This is a genomic window from Arthrobacter luteolus NBRC 107841, from assembly GCF_001552075.1.
Lineage (GTDB): Bacteria > Actinomycetota > Actinomycetes > Actinomycetales > Micrococcaceae > Arthrobacter_B > Arthrobacter_B luteolus.
In genome coordinates this window covers 323,289-343,161 of sequence record NZ_BCQM01000001.1, presented here as the reverse complement: position 1 = coordinate 343,161, position 19,873 = coordinate 323,289, and the positions used below count along the sequence as shown (strand labels likewise).

At 65.7% G+C, this 19,873-nt stretch carries 15 protein-coding genes, 1 tRNA gene and 2 pseudogenes; 13 read left to right on the top strand and 5 right to left on the bottom strand.

The window, feature by feature from the left end; all coding sequences use genetic code 11:
* The first annotated feature begins 42 nt into the window (after window positions 1–42).
* Together AL3_RS01535 and AL3_RS19155 are read left to right on the top strand one after the other, a co-directional pair.
* Window positions 43–1,086 carry a helix-turn-helix transcriptional regulator gene (locus tag AL3_RS01535; RefSeq protein ID WP_066296973.1) on the top strand — a complete coding sequence of 348 codons (1,044 nt, stop codon included), beginning with the start codon at window positions 43–45 and terminating at the stop codon, window positions 1,084–1,086.
* Between the two features lie 244 nt (window positions 1,087–1,330).
* Window positions 1,331–1,681, top strand: a pseudogene (locus AL3_RS19155) (DUF7793 family protein); the annotation flags it as partial.
* Window positions 1,682–1,696: 15 nt separating this feature from the next.
* Here AL3_RS19155 and AL3_RS01530 read toward each other — a convergent pair.
* Window positions 1,697–2,122: a hypothetical protein gene (locus tag AL3_RS01530; RefSeq protein WP_066295773.1), complete on the bottom strand. Its 426-nt coding sequence runs from the start codon at window positions 2,120–2,122 to the stop codon at window positions 1,697–1,699.
* A 52-nt stretch (window positions 2,123–2,174) separates the two neighbouring features.
* On the bottom strand, window positions 2,175–3,044 hold the full coding sequence (locus AL3_RS01525; RefSeq protein WP_066295771.1) for a PhzF family phenazine biosynthesis protein: 870 nt from the start codon (window positions 3,042–3,044) through the stop codon (window positions 2,175–2,177).
* A 25-nt stretch (window positions 3,045–3,069) separates the two neighbouring features.
* On the opposite strand from AL3_RS01525, the pseudogene AL3_RS01520 reads away from it, so the two are divergent.
* The 5 genes and pseudogenes from AL3_RS01520 to nrfD all read left to right on the top strand — a co-directional run.
* Window positions 3,070–3,234 (top strand): annotated as a pseudogene (locus AL3_RS01520) (VOC family protein); the annotation flags it as partial.
* A 48-nt stretch (window positions 3,235–3,282) separates the two neighbouring features.
* The gene (locus tag AL3_RS01515; protein ID WP_066295770.1) at window positions 3,283–3,852 is read left to right on the top strand and encodes a dihydrofolate reductase family protein; all 570 of its coding nucleotides are present in this window, start codon (window positions 3,283–3,285) and stop codon (window positions 3,850–3,852) included.
* 34 nt (window positions 3,853–3,886) lie between these two features.
* Window positions 3,887–7,192, top strand: coding sequence for a formate dehydrogenase (gene fdh / locus AL3_RS01505; RefSeq protein WP_157075238.1), 3,306 nt, complete (start codon window positions 3,887–3,889; stop codon window positions 7,190–7,192).
* On the top strand, window positions 7,189–8,184 hold the full coding sequence (locus AL3_RS01500; protein WP_066295765.1) for a 4Fe-4S dicluster domain-containing protein: 996 nt from the start codon (window positions 7,189–7,191) through the stop codon (window positions 8,182–8,184). Before fdh ends, AL3_RS01500 begins: the two co-directional genes overlap by 4 nt.
* On the top strand, window positions 8,181–9,269 hold the full coding sequence (gene nrfD, locus AL3_RS01495; protein WP_066295763.1) for an NrfD/PsrC family molybdoenzyme membrane anchor subunit: 1,089 nt from the start codon (window positions 8,181–8,183) through the stop codon (window positions 9,267–9,269). Before AL3_RS01500 ends, nrfD begins: the two co-directional genes overlap by 4 nt.
* 11 nt (window positions 9,270–9,280) lie before the next feature.
* On the opposite strand, the gene selD is transcribed toward nrfD, so the two are convergent.
* Window positions 9,281–10,285, bottom strand: a complete 1,005-nt coding sequence (gene selD, locus AL3_RS01490) for a selenide, water dikinase SelD (protein WP_066295762.1) — start codon at window positions 10,283–10,285, stop codon at window positions 9,281–9,283.
* A gap of 42 nt (window positions 10,286–10,327) precedes the next feature.
* On the opposite strand from selD, the gene AL3_RS01485 reads away from it, so the two are divergent.
* From AL3_RS01485 to selB, 3 genes are all read left to right on the top strand, one after another.
* Window positions 10,328–10,422, top strand: a tRNA-Sec gene (locus AL3_RS01485).
* A 36-nt stretch (window positions 10,423–10,458) separates the two neighbouring features.
* Window positions 10,459–11,790: an L-seryl-tRNA(Sec) selenium transferase gene (gene selA / locus AL3_RS01480; RefSeq protein WP_066295761.1), complete on the top strand. Its 1,332-nt coding sequence runs from the start codon at window positions 10,459–10,461 to the stop codon at window positions 11,788–11,790.
* A 2-nt stretch (window positions 11,791–11,792) separates the two neighbouring features.
* Window positions 11,793–13,586: a selenocysteine-specific translation elongation factor gene (selB, locus tag AL3_RS01475; RefSeq protein WP_066295760.1), complete on the top strand. Its 1,794-nt coding sequence runs from the start codon at window positions 11,793–11,795 to the stop codon at window positions 13,584–13,586.
* 27 nt (window positions 13,587–13,613) lie between these two features.
* On the opposite strand, the gene AL3_RS01470 is transcribed toward selB, so the two are convergent.
* Window positions 13,614–14,225 carry an NAD(P)-dependent oxidoreductase gene (locus AL3_RS01470; RefSeq protein WP_066295758.1) on the bottom strand — a complete coding sequence of 204 codons (612 nt, stop codon included), beginning with the start codon at window positions 14,223–14,225 and terminating at the stop codon, window positions 13,614–13,616.
* 338 nt (window positions 14,226–14,563) lie between these two features.
* Between AL3_RS01470 and AL3_RS01465 the strand changes: the two genes are divergently transcribed.
* The 3 genes from AL3_RS01465 to AL3_RS01455 all read left to right on the top strand — a co-directional run bounded on the left by AL3_RS01465 (window position 14,564) and on the right by AL3_RS01455 (window position 19,130).
* Entirely contained in the window at window positions 14,564–16,366 is a 1,803-nt protein-coding gene (locus AL3_RS01465) for an ABC transporter family substrate-binding protein (RefSeq protein ID WP_066295757.1), read from the top strand.
* 203 nt (window positions 16,367–16,569) lie between these two features.
* Window positions 16,570–18,111: an ABC transporter permease gene (locus AL3_RS01460; protein ID WP_066295756.1), complete on the top strand. Its 1,542-nt coding sequence runs from the start codon at window positions 16,570–16,572 to the stop codon at window positions 18,109–18,111.
* Window positions 18,108–19,130, top strand: coding sequence for an ABC transporter permease (locus AL3_RS01455; protein ID WP_066295755.1), 1,023 nt, complete (start codon window positions 18,108–18,110; stop codon window positions 19,128–19,130). The genes AL3_RS01460 and AL3_RS01455 overlap by 4 nt, the downstream gene beginning before the upstream one ends.
* A gap of 32 nt (window positions 19,131–19,162) precedes the next feature.
* Here the strand turns inward: AL3_RS01455 and AL3_RS01450 are convergent, their stop codons facing one another.
* Window positions 19,163–19,792, bottom strand: coding sequence for a PH domain-containing protein (locus tag AL3_RS01450; protein WP_066295754.1), 630 nt, complete (start codon window positions 19,790–19,792; stop codon window positions 19,163–19,165).
* Window positions 19,793–19,873 lie beyond the last annotated feature (81 nt).

Genomic DNA, 19,873 nt, shown 5'->3' with positions numbered 1-19,873 from the left:
TTAGGCTCGGGTTTCGTACAACCGGAAGGCTCCGTGGACTTTATGCTTCCTGCCTGTGACGATGCTCCCGGCTCGAGTTCATTGCCACGGCGGGGACGCCTCACCCGCTATCGTGTGCCGGGCAGGTTAAGCCCGGACGAGAAATTCGAGCACTGGCGCACGTGGTACGGCTCCGCCGTCGATTTACCCATGCGCCTGGAGAAAACCGAAAAGGTGGTGCACCGCAGCTTTAATCCGACCGCGGTAGGCCTGACCGGCTCGGGGTTCAGTCTTGTGGAACTCACTAATGAGCCCGCCGCCGGGTACTGGAAGGGGGATACGCCTTCCGATGAGATCCGCTTGGTGCATTTCAAAACTGCCTGCGCGGGGTTCACCTTCCCGGGCGGGTCCGAAACCGTTGTGCCAGGTGCGGTGAGGTTCATTGATCTCTCGTCTTCCGGTAGTTTCCATGCACCAGCCGGACTCAGGACAGTGCAGATAAACATAGACCGCGGGCTGCTCGGAATGGACGAAAAGTCCGTGCAGCAATTACACGCGCTGACAGATATCAGGTCTAACCCCGTGGTGAGGTCTCTGATAGTTCCAGTGCTGTCAGGCTGGCAGCATCCGGACATGGATCAGGAAGTGGATCGCCTCCTTCCAGTCGTCCGATCAGTCATGGCGGCCTTGGTTGGCTCGCTGTTCGACACACATACTGACGCCGCCGACCTACGAACGGTCCGCATCCTGGCGATCAGGAAATTCATTCAGAAGAACGCCCGGAACCCAGCACTGGATGTGGACGCGGTCGCGGAGTACTCGCATCTTTCACGCCGCGCTCTCTACTACCTTTTCGAAGACCAAAAGTTACAGGTAAATGGCTACATTCGTGCGCTCAGGGCGTTGGATGCCCTTGAGCTCCTCACCACCCCGAACCCGCGGAAGACTCCACTCACGGTGATAGCTGAAGCGAGCGGGTTTAGCAGCGTGGCAGCGATGCGGCGGGCTGTCGAAACGACCACGGGAGCTTCCCTGCCGGAAATGCGGTCTGATCCGGAACGACTGCGTTCGGCGGTCCTGGCGCTCAGAAAATCAATCGGATTCTGAGGAACCCGCCAACCTCGCTGATTCCGGTTGTGGTCCACGCCATTCGTAGTGCACGCGATGGTCATTTTGGCGCACAAGTCTGCACGAACTGGTGGTCCTGCATCTGTTTGGCCGGTTAAGGAGTCCGTAAAATTGATGCAGGCCGGCGGCGGGCTTTCCGGGTGGATTCCCCCAAATTCCTGCCTGGTGAGTGTTGCCCCGCCGCTGGCCCAATTCAGCGTTCAAATACGTCTCAAGGCTGCACATGATCCCAACATACGAAGCGAATGGCATCGAGGACATATGTCCAGCCTCTACCCAGGGCGGGGCCTGTCAGCCAGAGATCGCCCGGCTGTCTTGTGGCGTCGTCCTCGTTCGCTGGCCAGTAAATACAACATTGGAAATCCCAGAGGCGCTCGCTGCCATCGCCCGCATTGAGAAGCTGACCGGGGACGGATCAAGCCCGCTGTTGCTGGTGGATATGCGCGGCATGCGTTATGCCAGCTCGGCGGTACTAAGACAGTTTGCCCAGGCCCTTTCCGCTACCCGGATGGCGCTGGTCGGAGCCTCACCGGTTGAACAGACAATCGGGCATTTTTTCCAAGCTATTCACCGGCCGTCTTACCCGGTTTCATACTTCACTCAGGACTCGGAGGCGTTGGAATGGCTCGCAGCCGTGGAAACTGCCGGCCCGCTGGCGCCGCCGTCGCAGTTCCCGCCAGCTGCTCACGGCCAGCGCCAGGGACCAGACGCTCCACAGCCGCTCCAGGGGTGAGCGGGAGACCGCATTCATGACAGTTCCCACGGTGCCGAGACCAACGCATCCCCGGAGGATTACCCGCCGCGTGCCGGGGGACGTGCCGGGAGAAACAAGCGCGCCTGCGCCGGCGGCATAAACCACAGAGGCCACCGCACTGGTGATCCGCAGCCGGGCCGGCAGCCTGCCCTCATGCTGTCCGCCGAATGCGGCACGTCCCCACGGGACGCCGGCGGCAAGGGCAGCCTGAAAGGCTGACAGGGTGGTGAGCAGCAGGGGAGCAGCGGGGCTGGTTCGCATGCGGTCATGCAAGCATCCCCCGGGCGGGTCCGCAAGCCCTCCCAGCCCCGGCTTACCTGGCCGGCTGGGCCTGGTCGATCTCGGTGGCCGTGCCCGAGACCCGGATGCCACCGGCGGCGGGGATGTCCACGGTCAGGAGGCTGGGGCGGCCCACATGCCGGCCCTGATGGATAAGCACCCGACCGGGAACCTCTACCAGACCCAGCTCTCGCAGGTAGGCCCCCACGGAAGCCGCGGCGGAACCGGTGGCAGGGTCCTCGGTAATGGCGCCCACCGGGAAGACGTTGCGCGCCTCAAACTCATGGGGGGAACGAACATGCAGAACGGTCACGGTGCCTTTCCAATCCTGTTCATCCATCAGGCCGCGCACGGCGTCCGGACCGAAGGTGAAGCCGTCAAAGACCGCCGTCTCTGCCAGCACGAGAACTGGATGGGTGTTGCCGGCAAAGGACAGCCGCACCGGGTAGGCCTCGTGCAGGTCCGCCGGTGCCAGATCCAGCAGACCGAGCAGCCGGTCCAGGACTCCGGGGTCCATGTGCGTGACCTTCGGCTCCACGCTGGTGAAGGAAGCCGTGGTTCCGGCGGGCGAAGGGGACGTCGTAATAGGTACTTCGCCTGCGGCGGTCTCGAAGACAAAGCTGTCCGCGACGCCGCGTTCGGCCAGCGCGACGGCGGTCGCTATGGTTGCATGGCCGCAGAAAGGCACCTCCGCAACGGGCGAGAAATAGCGGACAGCGATCCGGCCCGGCTCCCCGACCGCGCCGGAACGCGTCACGAAAGCACTTTCCGCATAACCGACCTCCGCCGCGATCCGCTGCATCTGATCGGTGGACAGCGACGATGCGTCCAGCATCACCCCGGCAGGATTGCCGCCGTCGGGCGTGGAAGCGAAGGCGGTCAGACGCAGGATACCGGGTGTCATGGCGGCTATTCTCCCAGAAAGCACCGCCTTCTCCGTCGATGATCTGGACGAAGCCCTTGAAATTGCCGCCCAACACGGTTGCCATCCGCTGCGCGGGGTGGCAACTTATCAGGACGTTTACCGGCTGACCTGTGTCCGCGGGCCCAGCAGGATCATCGTGATGCCCGCGGAGGACCTGAAGAAAACCTGAGCTGACGGCCAACCCGCCACCCCTGTGCAGATGGAGATTGGAACCACTATGGGAACCCTGATGTTTACGGCGACAGTTTCCCTGGACGGCTTCGTCGCTGATCAGGACGGAGACTTCCAGTGGACAGGCCCTGCAGACGACATGTTTGCCGTGCACGTCGAGCGGATGGCTGAGGTATCGACGGAAGTGCTCGGCCGGAAAACCTATGCGTTGATGGAGTACTGGGAGACCCTTCCGGACACTGAAGAAACGCCCGTGGCCATGCGGGAGTTCGCCCGCCGCTGGCGCGGGATCAGCAAGGTTGTGGTGTCGTCGACGCTGACGGAAAACGAGCTGGCTTCTGACCGGGCCCGTATCGTGCCGCAGCTGAGCCTGGCAGAGCTGCAGAGAATCGTTGAGGATGCCGAGGGCATGGTCGAGATTTTCGGGCCGACGACGGCGGCGGAGGCGATCCGTGCGGGCCTCGTTGACGAGTTCCGGCTCTTCGTGGTTCCAAAGCTGGTGGGCGGCGGCCTGCGTGCCCTGCCCGACGGCGTCCACCTGGACCTGGAACTCGCCGGCCAGAGGACTTTTACCGGCGGCACTGCCTATCTGCGCTACCGGACCCGCCGGGACTGACCCAGGAGCGGCACGATCCGCTATGGTAGGCCGTATGTCGCGGTTCAGCTTCCTTGAATGGCCGGTGGTTCGGCAGTTCCGGTCGAGTGATTCACTCGGCCGCGGAGAAGCCGTGACCTCTGCCCAGACCCGGGAGATCACACCGCGGACCTCCACTGCAGACCGGGTGGTTCAGAGTGTTTGCCCTTACTGCGCCGTAGGCTGCGGGCAGCGCGTCTTCGTGAAGGACGAGAAGGTTGTCCAGATCGAAGGCGATCCGGATTCACCGATTTCCCGGGGACGGCTCTGCCCCAAGGGCGCGGCCAGCGAGCAGCTGGTCAACGCTCCCGGCAGGCAGACCAAACTCCTCTACCGTGCGCCCCACGCCACGGACTGGCAGGAACTTGAACTCGACACCGCCATCGACATGCTGGCTGACCGGTTTATCGAAGCCCGCCGGAACAACTGGCAGCAGGATGATGAAGCCGGCCGTCCGCTGCGGCGCACCATGGGTATTGCCGGCTTGGGCGGGGCCACACTCGACAATGAAGAGAACTATCTGATCAAGAAGCTCTTCACTGCCGCCGGTGCGATCCAGCTGGAGAACCAGGCCCGTATTTGACACTCCGCCACGGTTCCCAGTTTGGGAACCTCGTTTGGGCGGGGAGGCGCCACACAATCGCTCCAGGACATGGCTAACGCCGACTGCATTGTCATCCAGGGATCCAACATGGCCGAATGCCACCCTGTCGGTTACCAGTGGGTGACAGAGGCTAAGGCAAGAGGCGCGAAGGTCATCCACGTCGACCCTCGGTTTACCCGTACCAGCGCCGTGGCGGACAAGCACCTGCCTATCCGCGCCGGCTCGGACGTTGTGCTCCTCGGCGCCCTGATCAACTATGTGCTGAGCAACGAGCTCTGGTTCCAGGAATACGTCCTCGCCTACACCAACGCCTCGACGCTGGTCGGCGAAGAGTTCCGCGACACCGAGGACCTCGACGGACTGTTCTCCGGATACGACCCGGAGACCGGGCACTACGATCTGTCTTCCTGGGCCTATCAGCGGAAAGCCGGAACGGACCACGAAGCGCAGCAGCATGAGCACGGTGCCGACACCTCGAAGCGCGCCGCCGGCGACCAGTACGGCAGCGGCGGCCCCTCCATGGGCAGGCCCGACTTTGAACAGGACACCACGCTGCAGCACCCCCGCAGCGTCTTCCAGATCCTGAAACGGCATTACGCGCGCTACACACCGGAGATGGTGCAGGAAGCCTGCGGAATTTCCCCCGCCGACTTCGACTATCTGGCCAGGGCCATCACGGAGAACTCCGGAAGGGACCGGACGACCTGCTTCGCGTATGCCGTGGGGTGGACTCAGCACACGCTGGGCGCCCAGTTCATCCGGACCGCTGCCATCCTGCAGCTGCTGCTGGGCAATGTTGGTCGTCCTGGCGGAGGGATCATGGCACTGCGCGGTCATGCCAGCATCCAGGGTTCCACCGACATCCCCACGCTGTTCAACCTGCTGCCGGGCTACCTCCCGATGCCCAAGGCCGAGATGGAGACGCTGGAACAGTACCTGGAGGGCATCGCCTCGCCGCAGCAGAAGGGCTACTGGGCGGCCGCTGATACGTACACCGTCAGCCTGCTCAAGGCCTGGTGGGGCGACGCCGCCACCGAGGACTCCGAATGGGCCTACCAGTACCTGCCACGGATCAACGGACCACACGGAACGTACAACACGGTCATGAGCATGCTCGACGGCGACGTTGACGGCTACTTCGTCTTCGGCCAGAACCCCGCCATCGGCTCAGCCAACGGACGGATGCAGCGGCTGGGCATGTCCCACCTGAAGTGGCTGGTGGTGCGGGACTTCAGCCTGATCGAATCGGCAACATGGTGGAAAGACGGACCGGAAATCGCCTCCGGTGAACTCAAGACGGAAGACATCGCCACCGAAGTCTTCTTTATGCCGGCGGCAACCCACGTGGAGAAGGCAGGCTCCTTCACCCAGACACAGCGGATGCTCCAATGGCGGCACCAGGCGGTCCGGCCGCCGGGCGACTGCCAGAGTGAACTGGACTTCTTCTACGACCTCGGCAAACGCATCCGCGCGAAGCTTGCAGGCTCAACGGATGAGCGGGACCGGCCGCTGCTGGACCTGACCTGGGACTACCCGGTCAACGAACACGGCGAACCCGATCCGGAAGCGGTGCTGGCGGAGATCAACGGCATGCACCTGACCGGACCCGAGGCCGGGACCCCGCTGTCCTCCTACACCCAGATGCGGGCCGACGGCTCCACCTCCGGTGGATGCTGGATCTACACCGGTGTTTATGCGGACGGAATCAATCATGCCGCTGACCGGTTGCCGGGACAGGAGCAGGGGCCGGCAGCCTCCGAATGGGGCTGGGCCTGGCCTGCCAACCGCCGGATCCTCTACAACCGGGCCTCGGCCGACCCCGACGGCAAACCGTGGAGCGAACGCAAGAAGTACGTTTGGTGGGACCCGGAACAGAAACGGTGGACCGGCCAGGACGTACCGGATTTCCCCGTGGACCGTGCCCCTGACGCCGCTCCGGACCTCGACGCCGGCGGAGCGGCAGCGCTGGCCGGTGACGACCCGTTCATTATGCAGTCGGACGGCAAGGGCTGGCTGTTCGCGCCGAAAGGCATGGTCGACGGGCCGCTGCCCACCCACTACGAGCCCCAGGAATCCCCGGTCGCGAACCCGCTGTACCAGCAGCAGCAGAACCCTGCCCGGCTGACCTATCCGCGGGCGGACAACCTCAGCGCGCCCAGCGCCGGGATGCCGGGGTCCGAGGTCTACCCCGTCGTCTTCACCACCTACCGGCTGACAGAGCACCACACGGCAGGGGGTATGAGCCGATGGCTGCCCTATCTCTCGGAACTCCAACCGGAAATGTTCTGCGAAGTTTCTCCGGAGCTGGCAGCTGAGCGGGGTCTGGAGCCCTACGGGTGGGCCACCATCATCTCGCCCCGCTCAGCGATCGAGGCCAGGGTGCTGGTGACCGACAGGGTGAAGCCGCTGATCGTGGGTGGGCGGACCTTCCACCAGATCGGCTTGCCCTACCACTGGGGCGTTGGGTCGGAGGCCGTGGTGTCCGGGGACAGCGCCAATGACCTGCTCGGCGTGACGCTCGATCCAAACGTGCAGATCCAGGAATCCAAGGCCGGGTCCTGCGAAATCGTTCCGGGAAGGCGCCCCCGCGGCACCGCGCTCCTGGAGCTGATCGCGGAGTACCAGTCCCGGGCAGGGGCGACCCCGGCGACCGGCAACCAGAAACTCACCGGTCCCGGCCGCACCACGGGCCAGGAGACGAAGGAGAACAACGAATGAACCCGCTGACCGAATCCCCGGACCACCTCCGGCATACCGGGCACCCCCGGAAGGGGTTCTTCACGGACACCTCCATCTGCATCGGCTGCAAGGCCTGCGAGGTCGCGTGCAAGGAATGGAACCGCAACCCCGCCGATTCCAGCTACGAACTGCTTGAGTCTTCCTATGACAACACCGGGTCGCTGGGCGCGGATACCTGGCGGCACGTCGCGTTCGTCGAGCAGGACGGAGAGCAGATTGACCGGGCCCGCGAATCCGGCCGTGCCCTGGTTAATCTCGGGATGCCTAAAATCGGCGCGCCCGGACAGGGCCAGGCCGCGAACCTGGCCGGCACTGACACCACCCCGCCGGATACTCCTGACTTCCGCTGGCTGATGTCCTCCGACGTGTGCAAGCACTGCACAAACGCCGGCTGCCTCGATGTCTGCCCCACCGGGGCCTTGTTCCGGACAGAACACGGGACCGTGGTTGTGCAGGAAGACGTCTGCAACGGCTGCGGAACCTGCGTGGCCGGGTGCCCCTTCGGGGTGATCGAGCGGCGCCAAAACGGCACCGTCCAGTCGAAGAACGACCGCGACTTCACCCCGGGGGAGCAGGCTCCCGTGCACAATGTTGGCGTCGCCCAGAAATGCACCCTGTGTTATGACCGGCTCGTCGAAGACCAGACACCGGCATGCGCCCAGACCTGTCCCACGACGTCGATCAAATACGGCGAGCGCGAGCACATGGTCGCCACGGCCAAAGAGCGGGTGGCCGAACTCCATGCGCAGGGGCTGACCGAGGCACGCCTGTACGGGGCCAATGACTCGGACGGTGTCGGCGGCACCGGTTCCGTCTTCCTGCTCCTGGATGAGCCGGAGGTCTACGGGCTCCCGCCGGATCCCCGGGTGCCCACTGCAGACCTGCCGCGGATGTACAAGCGGGCGGGACTTGCCGCTGCCGGCATGCTCGCTGCGGCGGCCGCGGCGTTCCTCGCAGGAGGCCGGGCGTGACGGTCTCCGACTTCGACGACTACCGTCCGCCGGAACCGCCGCGCCGCCGCAGGCGGGGTGGCAAACGACGCCGGGCCGGAGGGAAGGATGGCGGAGGCCGCGGCGAAGTCCCCATGGTGCCGGAAGCGCAATTCAGCACGTATTACGGCCGCCCGGTGATCAAGGCACCGCCGTGGGGAAACCCGATCGCTGCCTACCTTTTCCTGGGCGGTGTGGCGGGCGGGTCCGCGCTGCTCGGAGCCGGTGCGCAGCTGGCCGGCAAGCGGGTCCTGTGCCGCAACAGCCGGCTGGCCGCGCTCGCCGCCGTGGGGGTTGGCTCTGTCGCCTTGGTGGCGGATCTGGGCCGGCCAGAGCGGTTCCACCACATGCTCCGGACTTTCAAGCCCACCTCCCCGATGAGTGTGGGCTCGTGGATCCTTATGGTCTTCAGCGTCGGTGCCGGAGTTTCCGGGGTGTCCGAAATTGACCGGATGACCGGGTCGCGGCTTCCGCTGGGGCCGCTGCGCCGGCTGCTCCGGGGCGTGGAAGGGCCGGCGGGGTTTGAAGCAGCCGTCTTTGCCACACCTCTGGCCGCCTACACCGCGGTCCTGCTTTCAAATACCGCGAATCCGACCTGGAACGCCGCACGGGAGGATCTGCCGTTCGTTTTTGTCAGTTCTGCCAGCCTCGCTGCGGGCGGCCTGGCCATGATCACCACTCCGGTCAGGGAGACCGGACCGGCCCGCGCGCTGGCCGTGCTGGGCGTCGCCGGTGAGCTGACCGCCGTCCGGATCATGGAAAAGAACATGGACCCCATCGCTGCTGAGCCGCTTCATCTCGGTGGGCCGGGGAAGATGCTCAGGTGGAGTGAGCGGCTGGCCGTTGCAGGCGGACTGGCCGCCCTCTTCGGCGGCCGGAACAGGGCCATCGCGGCGGCTGCGGGGGTGTCCCTGCTCGGCGCATCGGCGCTCACCCGGTTCGGGATCCTGCGCGCGGGCATCGCGTCGGCAGAGGATCCCCGCTACACGATCGAACCGCAGAAGAACCGCCTGGCAGCGCGCCGCCGGGCGGGCATCACCCATGATTCGATCACTACGGCCGGCTGAGCCGGCCGGCGTTATCGTACTTCGATTCCCGGACCTTCAGTCGTATAGCCCACCACGGGGTAGCCGGGCAGTTCACCGACCACCAGCAGGCCGCCGGAGGTCTGGGCGTCGGCCAGCACCAGGAGGTCCTCCTCGGAGATGCCCGGCCCCGGCTGCAGATGGCGCCGGACCCAGTCCAGGTTGCGGCGCGTTCCGCCGGAGATGAAGCCATCCCGCAGGGCCTCGGGGGCGCCGGCGACCAGGGGCACCGCGTTCCGGTCAATGACCGCTCCTACACCGGAGGCCCGGCACATTTTGTACAGGTGCCCCAGCAGTCCGAATCCGGTCACGTCCGTGGCGGCCTGGACTCCGCGCTGAACTGCGGCCTCGGCAGCGTCACGGTTCAGCTGCACCATGACCGCAATGGCTTCGGCAAAAACCTCCCCGGTCTGTTTGTGCCGGTTGTTCAGTAAACCGAGGCCGATGGGTTTGGTCAGCGTGATCGGAAGCCCGGGGCGGGCAGCATCGTTGCGCAGCAGCTTGTCAGGGTCCGCGATGCCGGTGACAGCCATCCCGTACTTGGGTTCCGGATCGTCGATGGAATGCCCGCCAGTCACGGGACAGCCGGCTTCGGAGGCAACCGCCAGCCCTCCGCGCAGCACCTCGGTCAGCAGTTCCATGGGCAGCACATCCCGGGGCCAGCCCACAAGGTTGATGGCGCTGATGGGACGACCGCCCATGGCATAAATGTCCGAGAGCGCGTTCGCGGCCGCTATCCGGCCCCAGTCGTAGGCATCGTCCACCACCGGGGTGAAGAAGTCCGCGGTCGACAGCAGGGCGAGGTCCGCGCCCACCAGAACAGCGGATGCGTCATCCCCGCCGTCGAGTCCCACCAGCACATCGGGATGGGCCTGGCCCACCAGGCCACGGACCACGTCCTCGAGCTCACCCGGCGGAATCTTGCAGGCGCACCCCCCGCCGTGGGCATATCCGGTGAGTCGGAGCGCTTCCTGGTCAGGGGCAATGTTCCCGTTCATGGCGGCCAGTCTAGGAGAAGCGTGCGGTGTTAGCATCCTCATGGAGGCGTCCGGGTCCTGGTGGGCCCCCCGGTCTTCAAAACCGGTGAGACCGGGCATCCCGGTCTGGCGGGTTCGATTCCCGTCCGCCTCCGCCAACTTTGCGCAGTCGAAACTGATCCCGAAGGAGGGACGTGGGCAACGACGACCCCCGCAGGCGCATCCCGCGCACCGACCGGTTGCTGGCTCATCCGGAGGTGCAGCGGGCCCGGACACGGCTCGGGGAGGACATGATCCGCTCCATCGTCCGCGGGTTCCAGGACCAGGCGCGTCACGGCGGGCTGGCACCTGGGGACGTCGAACCGGGAGTCCTCGCCGCTGTGTCGGCCCGCGGTGCCACGTCGCTGCGCCCAGTGCTCAACGCCACCGGCGTCGTCGTCCACACAAACCTGGGCCGCGCCGCACTTTCGCGGTCCGCCCGGGAGGCGCTGCTGACGGCGGCCGGTTATGTCGACGTCGAACTGGACCTGCCGTCAGGATCGCGGTCCCAGCGCGGAACCGGAACACGCCAGGCCCTGCTGCGGGCCTGCCCTGCTGCCGGGGACGCGCTGGTGGTCAACAACGGTGCAGCTGCGCTTCTGCTGGCCACCACAGCCCTGGCCGGAACCCGCGAAGTGGTGATCAGCCGCGGTGAGCTGGTGGAGATCGGCGCCGGGTTTAGACTCCCTGAGCTCATCGAATCGACCGGTGCCCGCCTCCGGGAAGTGGGCACCACCAACCGGACCCACCTGAGCGACTACGAGTCCGCCATGGGCGAGCAGACCGGATGCCTGCTCAAGGTCCATCCGAGCAACTTCCGCATCAGCGGGTTCACCAGCAGCGTCGACATAAGGCAGCTCCGGAAGCTGGCCGAGGCACACCACGTCCCGCTGGTCGTGGATCTTGGCAGCGGCCTGCTGGCCCCGGACCCCCTGCTTCCGGAGGAACCGGATGTGACAGGCGCGCTGGAAGCAGGCGCCGACGTCGTGATTGCCAGCGGCGACAAACTGCTGGGCGGCCCGCAGGCCGGACTCCTGTTCGGCCGCACCGAAATGATTGCCAGGCTGGCGCGGCATCCGCTGGCCCGGGCGCTGCGGGCAGACAAACTGGCGCTCGCCGCACTGGAAGCAACAGTGTCCGGGGAAGAGCCGCCGGTAGCTGCGGCCCTGCACGCCGACCCCGGACGGCTCCGGGAGCGTGCCGAAACACTGGCTGCGGCCGTGGGCTGCCCGGTCGTAGAGCACGATGGGAGGGTCGGCGGCGGGGGAGCGCCCGGCGTGCCCCTGCCTGGCTGGGCTGTGCAGCTCCCTGAGAACGTGGCCCACGCGCTGCGCACGGGGGTTCCGGCAGTGCTGCCGCGGGTCCACGGCGGAGCGTGCCTGGTGGATCTGCGCTGCATTCCGGAGGACGACGACGACCGGCTGGTCCAGGCTGTCCGCAGGGCCCTGGCGCGGACCGGTGATCCGTCCGGAACTGAAAGCAGCTAGCCGTGTTTGTGGTGGCCACGGCCGGGCACGTTGATCATGGCAAGAGCACGCTGGTGCGTGCACTGACCGGCATGGAGCCTGACCGGTGGGCTGAGGAACGCCGCCGCGGACTGACGATCGATCTGGGATTTGCGTGGACAACTCTGCCCTCGGGCCGCGAAGTGGCGTTTGTCGACGTGCCAGGTCACGAGCGGTTCCTCGGCAACATGCTGGCCGGGGTAGGACCGGCCCCCGCGGTCTGCTTTGTCGTGGCGGCTGACGAAGGCTGGCAGGCCCAGTCCAGCGATCATCGAGATGCCATTGCGGCCCTGGGGATCAGCCGCGGGATCGTGGTGCTGACGCGCAGCGACCGCGCTCCCGGCGGCGCCCCCGGGGTACTGGCGCGGGTCCGGTCCGAACTGGCCGGCACCGGGCTCCGCGACGCGCCGGCCATCACGGTCTCGGCAGTCGATGGCACCGGACTCGATGAACTGCGCAGCGCGTTGGACACCTTGGTGGGGTCCCTGCCTGCACCGCAGCCGAATGCCCGGGTCCGGCTGTGGATCGACAGGTCCTTCACGATCAACGGAGCCGGGACGGTCGTCACCGGAACCCTGACGGCCGGCACACTCGCGCAGGGCGAGAACTTGATGATCGCCGGTGCGGACGGTACTACACCGGTGTCGGTGCGGGGGCTGCACAGCTGCAACCGGGCTGTCGGGTCCGTCGGCCCCACCAGCCGGGTGGCGGTCAACATTAGATCAGGGGTATCCGCAGACGGGATCCACCGCGGCGACGTCCTCCTCGCCGGGGACAGCTGGCCGCTGGTGAACGCCGTCGACGTGCGGCGCACCATGGGCTCCTCTTTCACGGATGCGCCGCAGCAGCTGATGGTCCACATCGGCACCGCTGCGGTGCCGGGGCGCCTGCGTCCCTTCGACGGGGACCACGCCCGGCTGATGCTTGACCGCCGGATCCCGCTCGAGCTGGGCGACCGGCTGGTGCTGCGGGCGGGCGGCAGCAGATCGGTGCTGGCCGGGGCGCAGATCCTCGACATCGAACCACCGGCGCTGAGCCGGCGCGGGGACAGCGGGCGAAGGGCCACCGCACTTGCAGCAATGTCAGCCGGGGGAGACCCGCTGACCGAAGTGGCCCGCCGGGGAGCGGTACGGGTCAATGAGCTGCGCAGAATGGGCGTCACCGGGCTGGGGCAGGTGCCCAGCGGGGTGAAGGCCTTCGGTGAATGGTGGGTGCACGAACCGGCTTTGGAGGTATGGACGCTGCGGCTGCGCACCGCCGTCGAGCAGCTCAGGGAACGGGATCCGCTGGCTGCGGGGCTTTCCCTCGGCGCGGCGCGGGACCTGATCGGACCCGCTGGCGGTGCCCTGCTGGACCCCATCCTCCAAGCCGCGGGCCTGGAACACAGCACCGGCTATATCAACCTTCCCGGAGAGCGCCGGGATCTAGGCGCGGCAGAGAAAGGCATCGGTGAGCTGGAAAGCCGGCTGACGGACCATCCGTTCGCGGCTCCGGAAGCGGGGGACCTGGACATACTGGGCCTGGGTGCCCGGGAACTGGCTGCTGCGGAGCGCAGCGGGCGGGTGCTGCGGCTGGGGGACGGAATTGTCCTGCTGCCGCGGGCGCCTGCCCTGGCCATGCGCGAGCTTTCTGCTTTGCCGCAGCCGTTTACCACCAGCGAGGCGCGTCAGGCATTGGGCACCACCCGGCGGGTGGTCATTCCGCTGCTGGAATACCTGGACAGCCGTGGCTGGACCCGGCGGCTCGACGCGGGCCGCCGGACGATCAAACGGGGTTAGCGATGGACGGTGGCGCCCGTGGGGGCCCTAGCCGCTCAGGCCGAAGGCTTTGCCAATGCTGGCATCATCGGTGAGCAGTCCGAGGATGCAGGCTGCAAGGTCCCCGCGCGGGATCGAACCGCCCAGCTTTCCTTCGGCGCTGGTTTCCAGGGCGCGCCAGGTGCCCGCCGGTTCCTTGTCCGTGAGGCCGGTCGGCCGGACGATCGTCCAGTCCAGCCCGGAAGCCTGGACCGTGCGTTCCTGCTCATTGTGGTCCGCCAGCGGTTTGGCCAGGGCTGTCCGCATAACCAGCCGCAGCGGACCCGGCAGTTGCGACGCCGAATCGCCGGCGCCCAGCGACGACTGCACAATCAGCCTCCGCACACCCGTTTCCTGCATGGCGCCGACGACGGTCCTGGTGACCGCAGCACGCTGCTGGGGGACTCCCTTGGCTCCGCCCACCGTGATCACCACGGCGTCGGCTCCGGCCACGGCACCGGCAGCTGCTGCGGGATCCGTGGCGTCGCCTGTGATAACCCGCAGGCCGGCAGGCGCACTTCCGGTGCGTGAGAGGACTGTGACCTCATGGCCAGCGTCCCGGGCCAGGTGGGCCAGCTGTGCTCCGGTGCCCTTGGATCCGCCGATAATCGTGAGTTTCACGTATTCCTCTGGTTTTTGAAATGGCTGCTGCAGGCAAGTTTATCCGGGATCCGGGTCCGGGCCGCAGGGCGCAGTCCAGCCCCTGCGGCAGCGGTCATGGGAAGGCGGGGGACAAGAATAGACCATCCGAAGACTGTGCGCCAGAGCACATCCCGTAATCGCTTTTTCGAGGTTGCAAACGTGTAACAACCGTGTCGCGCTGTGAACCAAGTTACGACCGGGTAGGGGTCAGAGGCTTACTCTCTTACTCATATGCGACGAGACACGCAGGAACTGCGCTGTCCGTCCTTCCGGTAATCCCGCCGGAGAGAAACCCGCACTAAGAATTAGGAGGCGGAATGCGTTTCGGACGTATTTCCAAAGCAGTGGGAGTCGCGGCAGCAGCTGCACTTGCACTGAGCGCCTGTGCTGCAAACCAGGGGACCACCGATAACGGGTCCACTGAGGGCGAGAGCACCGGCGGTGAAGTCCGCGTGGTGGAGGTTAACGCCTTCAGCTCGTTCAACAGCCAGACGGCGAACGGCAACGTGGACGTCAACAGCAAGATTGCGTACGCAACGCACTCCGGCTTCAACTACATCACTGATGACCTCAAGGTGGAGCCGCTGACAGACTTCGGCACCTATGAGAAGGTCTCCGACGATCCGCTGACCGTCAAGTACACCGTGAACGAGGGCGTCAACTGGTCCGACGGCGAACCCGTCGACGCCGATGACCTGATGCTCATGTGGGCAGTCAACTCCGGTCACTTCAACGATGCGACCCTCGATCCGGAAACGGGCGAAGTCGCCGCGGGCACCAACTACTTCGACTACGCCGGCGATACCTCCGGACTGGCCCTGACCGACGTGCCCGAGGTGGGCGACGACGGACGGTCCATCACGCTGGAATTCTCCGAGCCCTACGCTGACTGGGAAGTCGCCTTCGGCGCACTGTCCGACGGCGGCGTTAACGTCCCCGCCCACGTCGTAGCCGAGAAGGCCGGCCTGGCCGACGGCGACGCGCTGATCAAGCTGATCCAGGACACCCCGGCTGGCGATCCTGCCAACCCCGCTCCGGCCGCCAATGAAGAGCTGAAGGCCGTTGCCGACTTCTGGAACACCGGCTTCGACACGAAGTCCCTGCCGTCGGATGCTTCCCTGTACCTCTCGAACGGGCCGTTCATCGTTTCGGCCATCGATCCCGAGAACTCCATGACGCTGGTCCGCAACGAGGACTACAACTGGGGCCCGGAGCCCAAGGTCGACGAGATCACCGTCCGCTACATCGGTGATGCCCCGGCACAGGTCCAGGCACTGAAGAACGGCGAAGTGGACATCATCGCTCCGCAGGCTTCCGCCGACACCCTTCAGCAGCTCGAAGCTATTGACGGCGTGACCATCAACAGCGGCAACCAGATCTCCTACGATCACCTCGACCTGAACTACACGGGCGTATTCGCAGACGAGAAGGTCCGCACGGCCTTCATGAAGACCGTTCCGCGTCAGGCGATCATCGATGCCATCCCGAAGAAGCTGAACCCGGATGCCGCACCGCTGGACTCCCAGATCTTCCTGGCTGACCAGGCCGGTTACGAAGACGCAGCGGCCGCCAACGGTTCCTCCGAGTACGCCGATGTTGATATCGAAGGCGCCAAGGAACTCCTCGCCGGTGCTACTCCGGAAATCCGCATCATGTACAACAAGGACAACCCCAACCGGGTTGACGCCTACACGCTGATCGCACAGTCGGCTTCCGAGGCAGGCTTCAAGGTCGTCGACGGCGGCCTGGGCAAGTCTGACTGGGGCTCCGCCCTGGGCGGCGGCACCTACGATGCCTCCATCTTCGGCTGGATCAACTCGGGCGTCGGCGTTGCCGGCGTTCCGCAGATCTTCAAGTCCGGCGCAGCATCCAACTACAACGGCTTCTCCAGCCCCGAAGCTGATGCCCTGATGGATGAACTGATCCTGGAAATCGACAAGGACAAGCAGAAGGACCTGCAGGTCCAGATCGACAAGCTGATCTGGGACTCGAGCTACGGTATTCCGCTGTTCCAGTCGCCTGGCGTGGACGCGCACAGCGACAGCATTGGCGGCATTGATTCCTACATGCCCAACCAGACCGGTGTCTGGTGGAACTTCTGGGAATGGGAAGTAAAGTAACCGCTTCGGCCTAACCGCCAAGCAGTGACCCGCAAGGCGCCGGGGGCCTCCACGGCCCCGGCGCCTTGCACCTTTTCCACGCTCCACCGGCGCTGTCCGGCGAGTGATTGGGATTTACCAAATTCCCACCCACTATGACCTGCACTACACTTCTGCGAGTGCCGGGAGAACCCCCGGACCCGTTCAAATGAGGCTGACACTCTATGGTTACCTACATCGTCCGGCGGCTTTTGACCGCCGTGCTTATTCTCTTCGGGGCATCTTTCCTGGTGTACCTCCTGACAGCGGCGTCCGGAGATCCGCTTGAAGACCTGCGCGACAGCCCAGCTCCAAACAAGGATGACCTCATCCGCTCCCGCATCGAGCTCCTGGATCTGGACGTTCCCCCTCCGCTTCGCTACTTCCACTGGCTCGGCGGGGCGGTTAAGTGCCTGGCCCCGTTCGCCGCCACCTGTGACCTGGGCCAAAGCATCCAGGGCGAGGCCGTGACGGACGCCCTGGGCCGGGCCATGGGAGCCACGATCCTCCTGGTCACCACCGCCACCATCCTGGCCATCATCGTGGGCATCTCGCTCGGCATCATCACCGCGCTGCGGCAGTACAGCTCGCTGGACTACAGCGTGACCTTCATGGCCTTCCTCTTCTTCTCCCTGCCGATCTTCTGGCTCGCCGTCCTCCTCAAGGAGTACGGGGCCATCGGCTTCAACGACTTCCTGACCGACCCGTCCATACCCATGTCCGTGGTGCTCGGCGTCGGACTGGCCAGCGGCCTGATCTGGGTGGTTTTCGCCGGCGGTTCCTGGCAGCGCCGCGGCATTGCCTTCGCCGCAGGATTCGCCCTCGCCGCCGCCATCCTCTACCTGCTGGGCCTGACCGGCTGGTTCACGGCCCCCAGCCTCGGACCGGTGGTGATTGCCCTGACAGGTGTTGCCATCGCCTACGGCGTCACCCTGCTCAGCGCGGGGCTGAAGAACCGCAAGGCCCTGTACTCGGCGCTGATCACCGTCGGCATCGGCGTCGTGGCCTACTACGCCGTGCAGCCGCTGCTGAATCAGGCGACCTGGACCATGGTCCTGCTCCTGGCCCTGGCCACCATCGCCGTCGGCTGTGCCGTGGGCTACTTCATGGGCGGCTACGACCGCGGGCAGAGCATGCGGGGAGCCGCGCTCACCGGCCTGCTGGTCGGCGGACTGATTGTCCTGGACCGCTTCTTCTACGCCTGGCCGTCCTACATGGACAACTCGCGGATCCGCGGCAGGCCGATCGCAACAGTGGGTGCTTCAACCCCCAACCTGGAAGGCGACTTCTGGATCAGCGGCCTGGATACCTTCACCCACCTGCTCCTGCCCACCATCGCCCTGCTCCTGGCCTCCCTCGCCAGCTACAGCCGCTACTCCCGGGCCTCCATGCTCGAAATTATGAACATGGACTACATCCGCACCGCCCGGGCCAAGGGACTGTCCGAACGCACAGTGGTCATGCGCCACGCTTTCCGCAACGCCCTGATCCCGCTGGCCACCATCGTGGCCTTCGACATCGGCGCCCTGATCGGCGGGGCGGTGATCACGGAACAGGTCTTCGCCTTCAGCGGCATGGGGCAGATGTTCGTCCAGGCGCTGCACCGAACGGATCCCAATCCGATCATGGGATTCTTCCTGGTGACCGGCATCCTGGCCCTGGTCTTCAACCTGGTGGCCGACCTTGTTTATACCGTCCTTGATCCGCGCGTAAGGGTGAAGTCATGAGCACTACGTATTCCGCCGAGACCCCGTCCAACCCGCCCGGAACCGACCCTGAACTGCCTGCGGCGAAAGCAAAAACCAAGGGCCTTTCACAGAGCCAGATCGTCCGGAAGCGCTTCTTCGACAACACCGCCGCCATCATTTCGCTGGTGGTCTTCGCACTGATCTGCATCCTGGCTTTCACCTCCATCGGGTTTGCCGGGCTGCCCGGCTGGTGGAAGTACGACTACCGGGAGTTCTCCGCACAGGTCAACGACGGTGCACCAACCTTCGTGAACATCTTCAACTGGGGGGACCACCCCTTCGGCCAGGACCGGATCGGCCGGGACATGTTCGCCATGACCATGCGCGGCACCCAGCAGTCGATCATCGTGATGTTCCTGGTCGGAGCCATCGCCTGCATCGTCGGTTCCATCGTGGGAGCCGTCTCCGGTTACTTCCGCGGCTGGGTGGAAGCCGTGCTGATGCGGCTCACCGACATCATCATCATCATCCCGATCATCGTCCTCGCCGCCGTGCTGGGACGCACCGCCGACCGCCTTGTCGGCGAAGGAATCGGCGTCGTGCTGCTCGGCATCTTCCTCGGCCTGGTCACCTGGACCTCGCTGGCACGGCTGGTGCGCGGCGAGTTCCTTTCCCTGCGGGAGCGGGAGTTCGTTGACGCGGCCCGGATTGCCGGCGCATCCAACAACCGGATCATCTTCAAACACATCCTGCCGAACGCGGTCGGAGTCATCATCGTGAACACCACCCTGCTGATGTCCACGGCGATTCTTCTCGAAACCTCCCTGAGCTACATCGGCTTCGGTGTCCAGCCCCCGGATGTGTCCCTCGGCCTGCTGATCAGCCAGAACCAGGAAGCCTTCCAGACCCGCCCCTGGCTCTTCTGGTGGCCCGGCCTCTTCATCGTGTCGATCTGCCTGTGCATCAACTTCATCGGCGACGGACTGCGGGACGCTTTTGACCCGCGGCAGAAGAAGTTCAATGCCAAGCGGATGAAGACGACGGCGGCTGGCAAGTAGTGGCGCCGCAGACGCCGGACGCGGGGCTGGCCCTAGGCCAGTCCCGCCAGGGCGAAGAGCACTACGGCCAGGGTCGGAAGGCCCAGCAGCCAGCGCCAGTTCACGCTGATCTCCGCGCGGGCGGTTTCGGTCTGGTCCGGATCGATGGCACCGGCGTTAACCAGTGCTTCCCAGCGGCTGCGGACCATCCGGGCCGCCTGCCCGGAGTCGGTGTGGCTCAGGTCGCCCGGCCGTACCGATCCGCCCGCCCCGTAGGTGCTGCCCGGCAGGTTGCGCACATGCTCGGGCTTTCCCGCGTGGGTGCCCCAGACGCCGGGCGCGGGTGCGGCCCAGGCAGTGTAGGAGCCCGACGGCGTCACGAGCTTGAGTGCGAACCGCGTGTCCACATGGATCAGCCCGGCCCAGGGAACGGCAATGGTGCGGACCGGATTGTGCAGGACGACGCCGTTCGCGTTCACCCGCACGCTCGGATACCAGAACAGCCAGCTGGCGGCCGCCGGAATGAGCAGCAGGGGAGCCGTGGCCAGCAGCCCGGAGAGTCCGGAGCTCAGGACAGCGGACACCATGGCCGCCAGGGCCAGCAGCCCGGCAATCCCGGTGAACCAGAGTGTGGTCCGTGGACGGAAAAGCGCGGCGTCAGGATCGTTCAGCGGGATCGACATACCCCCATCGTTACAGCATTTCCAGGTACCTCTGTAATCGGCCCGATGACCCGGGACCGGCGTGCAGCCTGGACGGAAGGA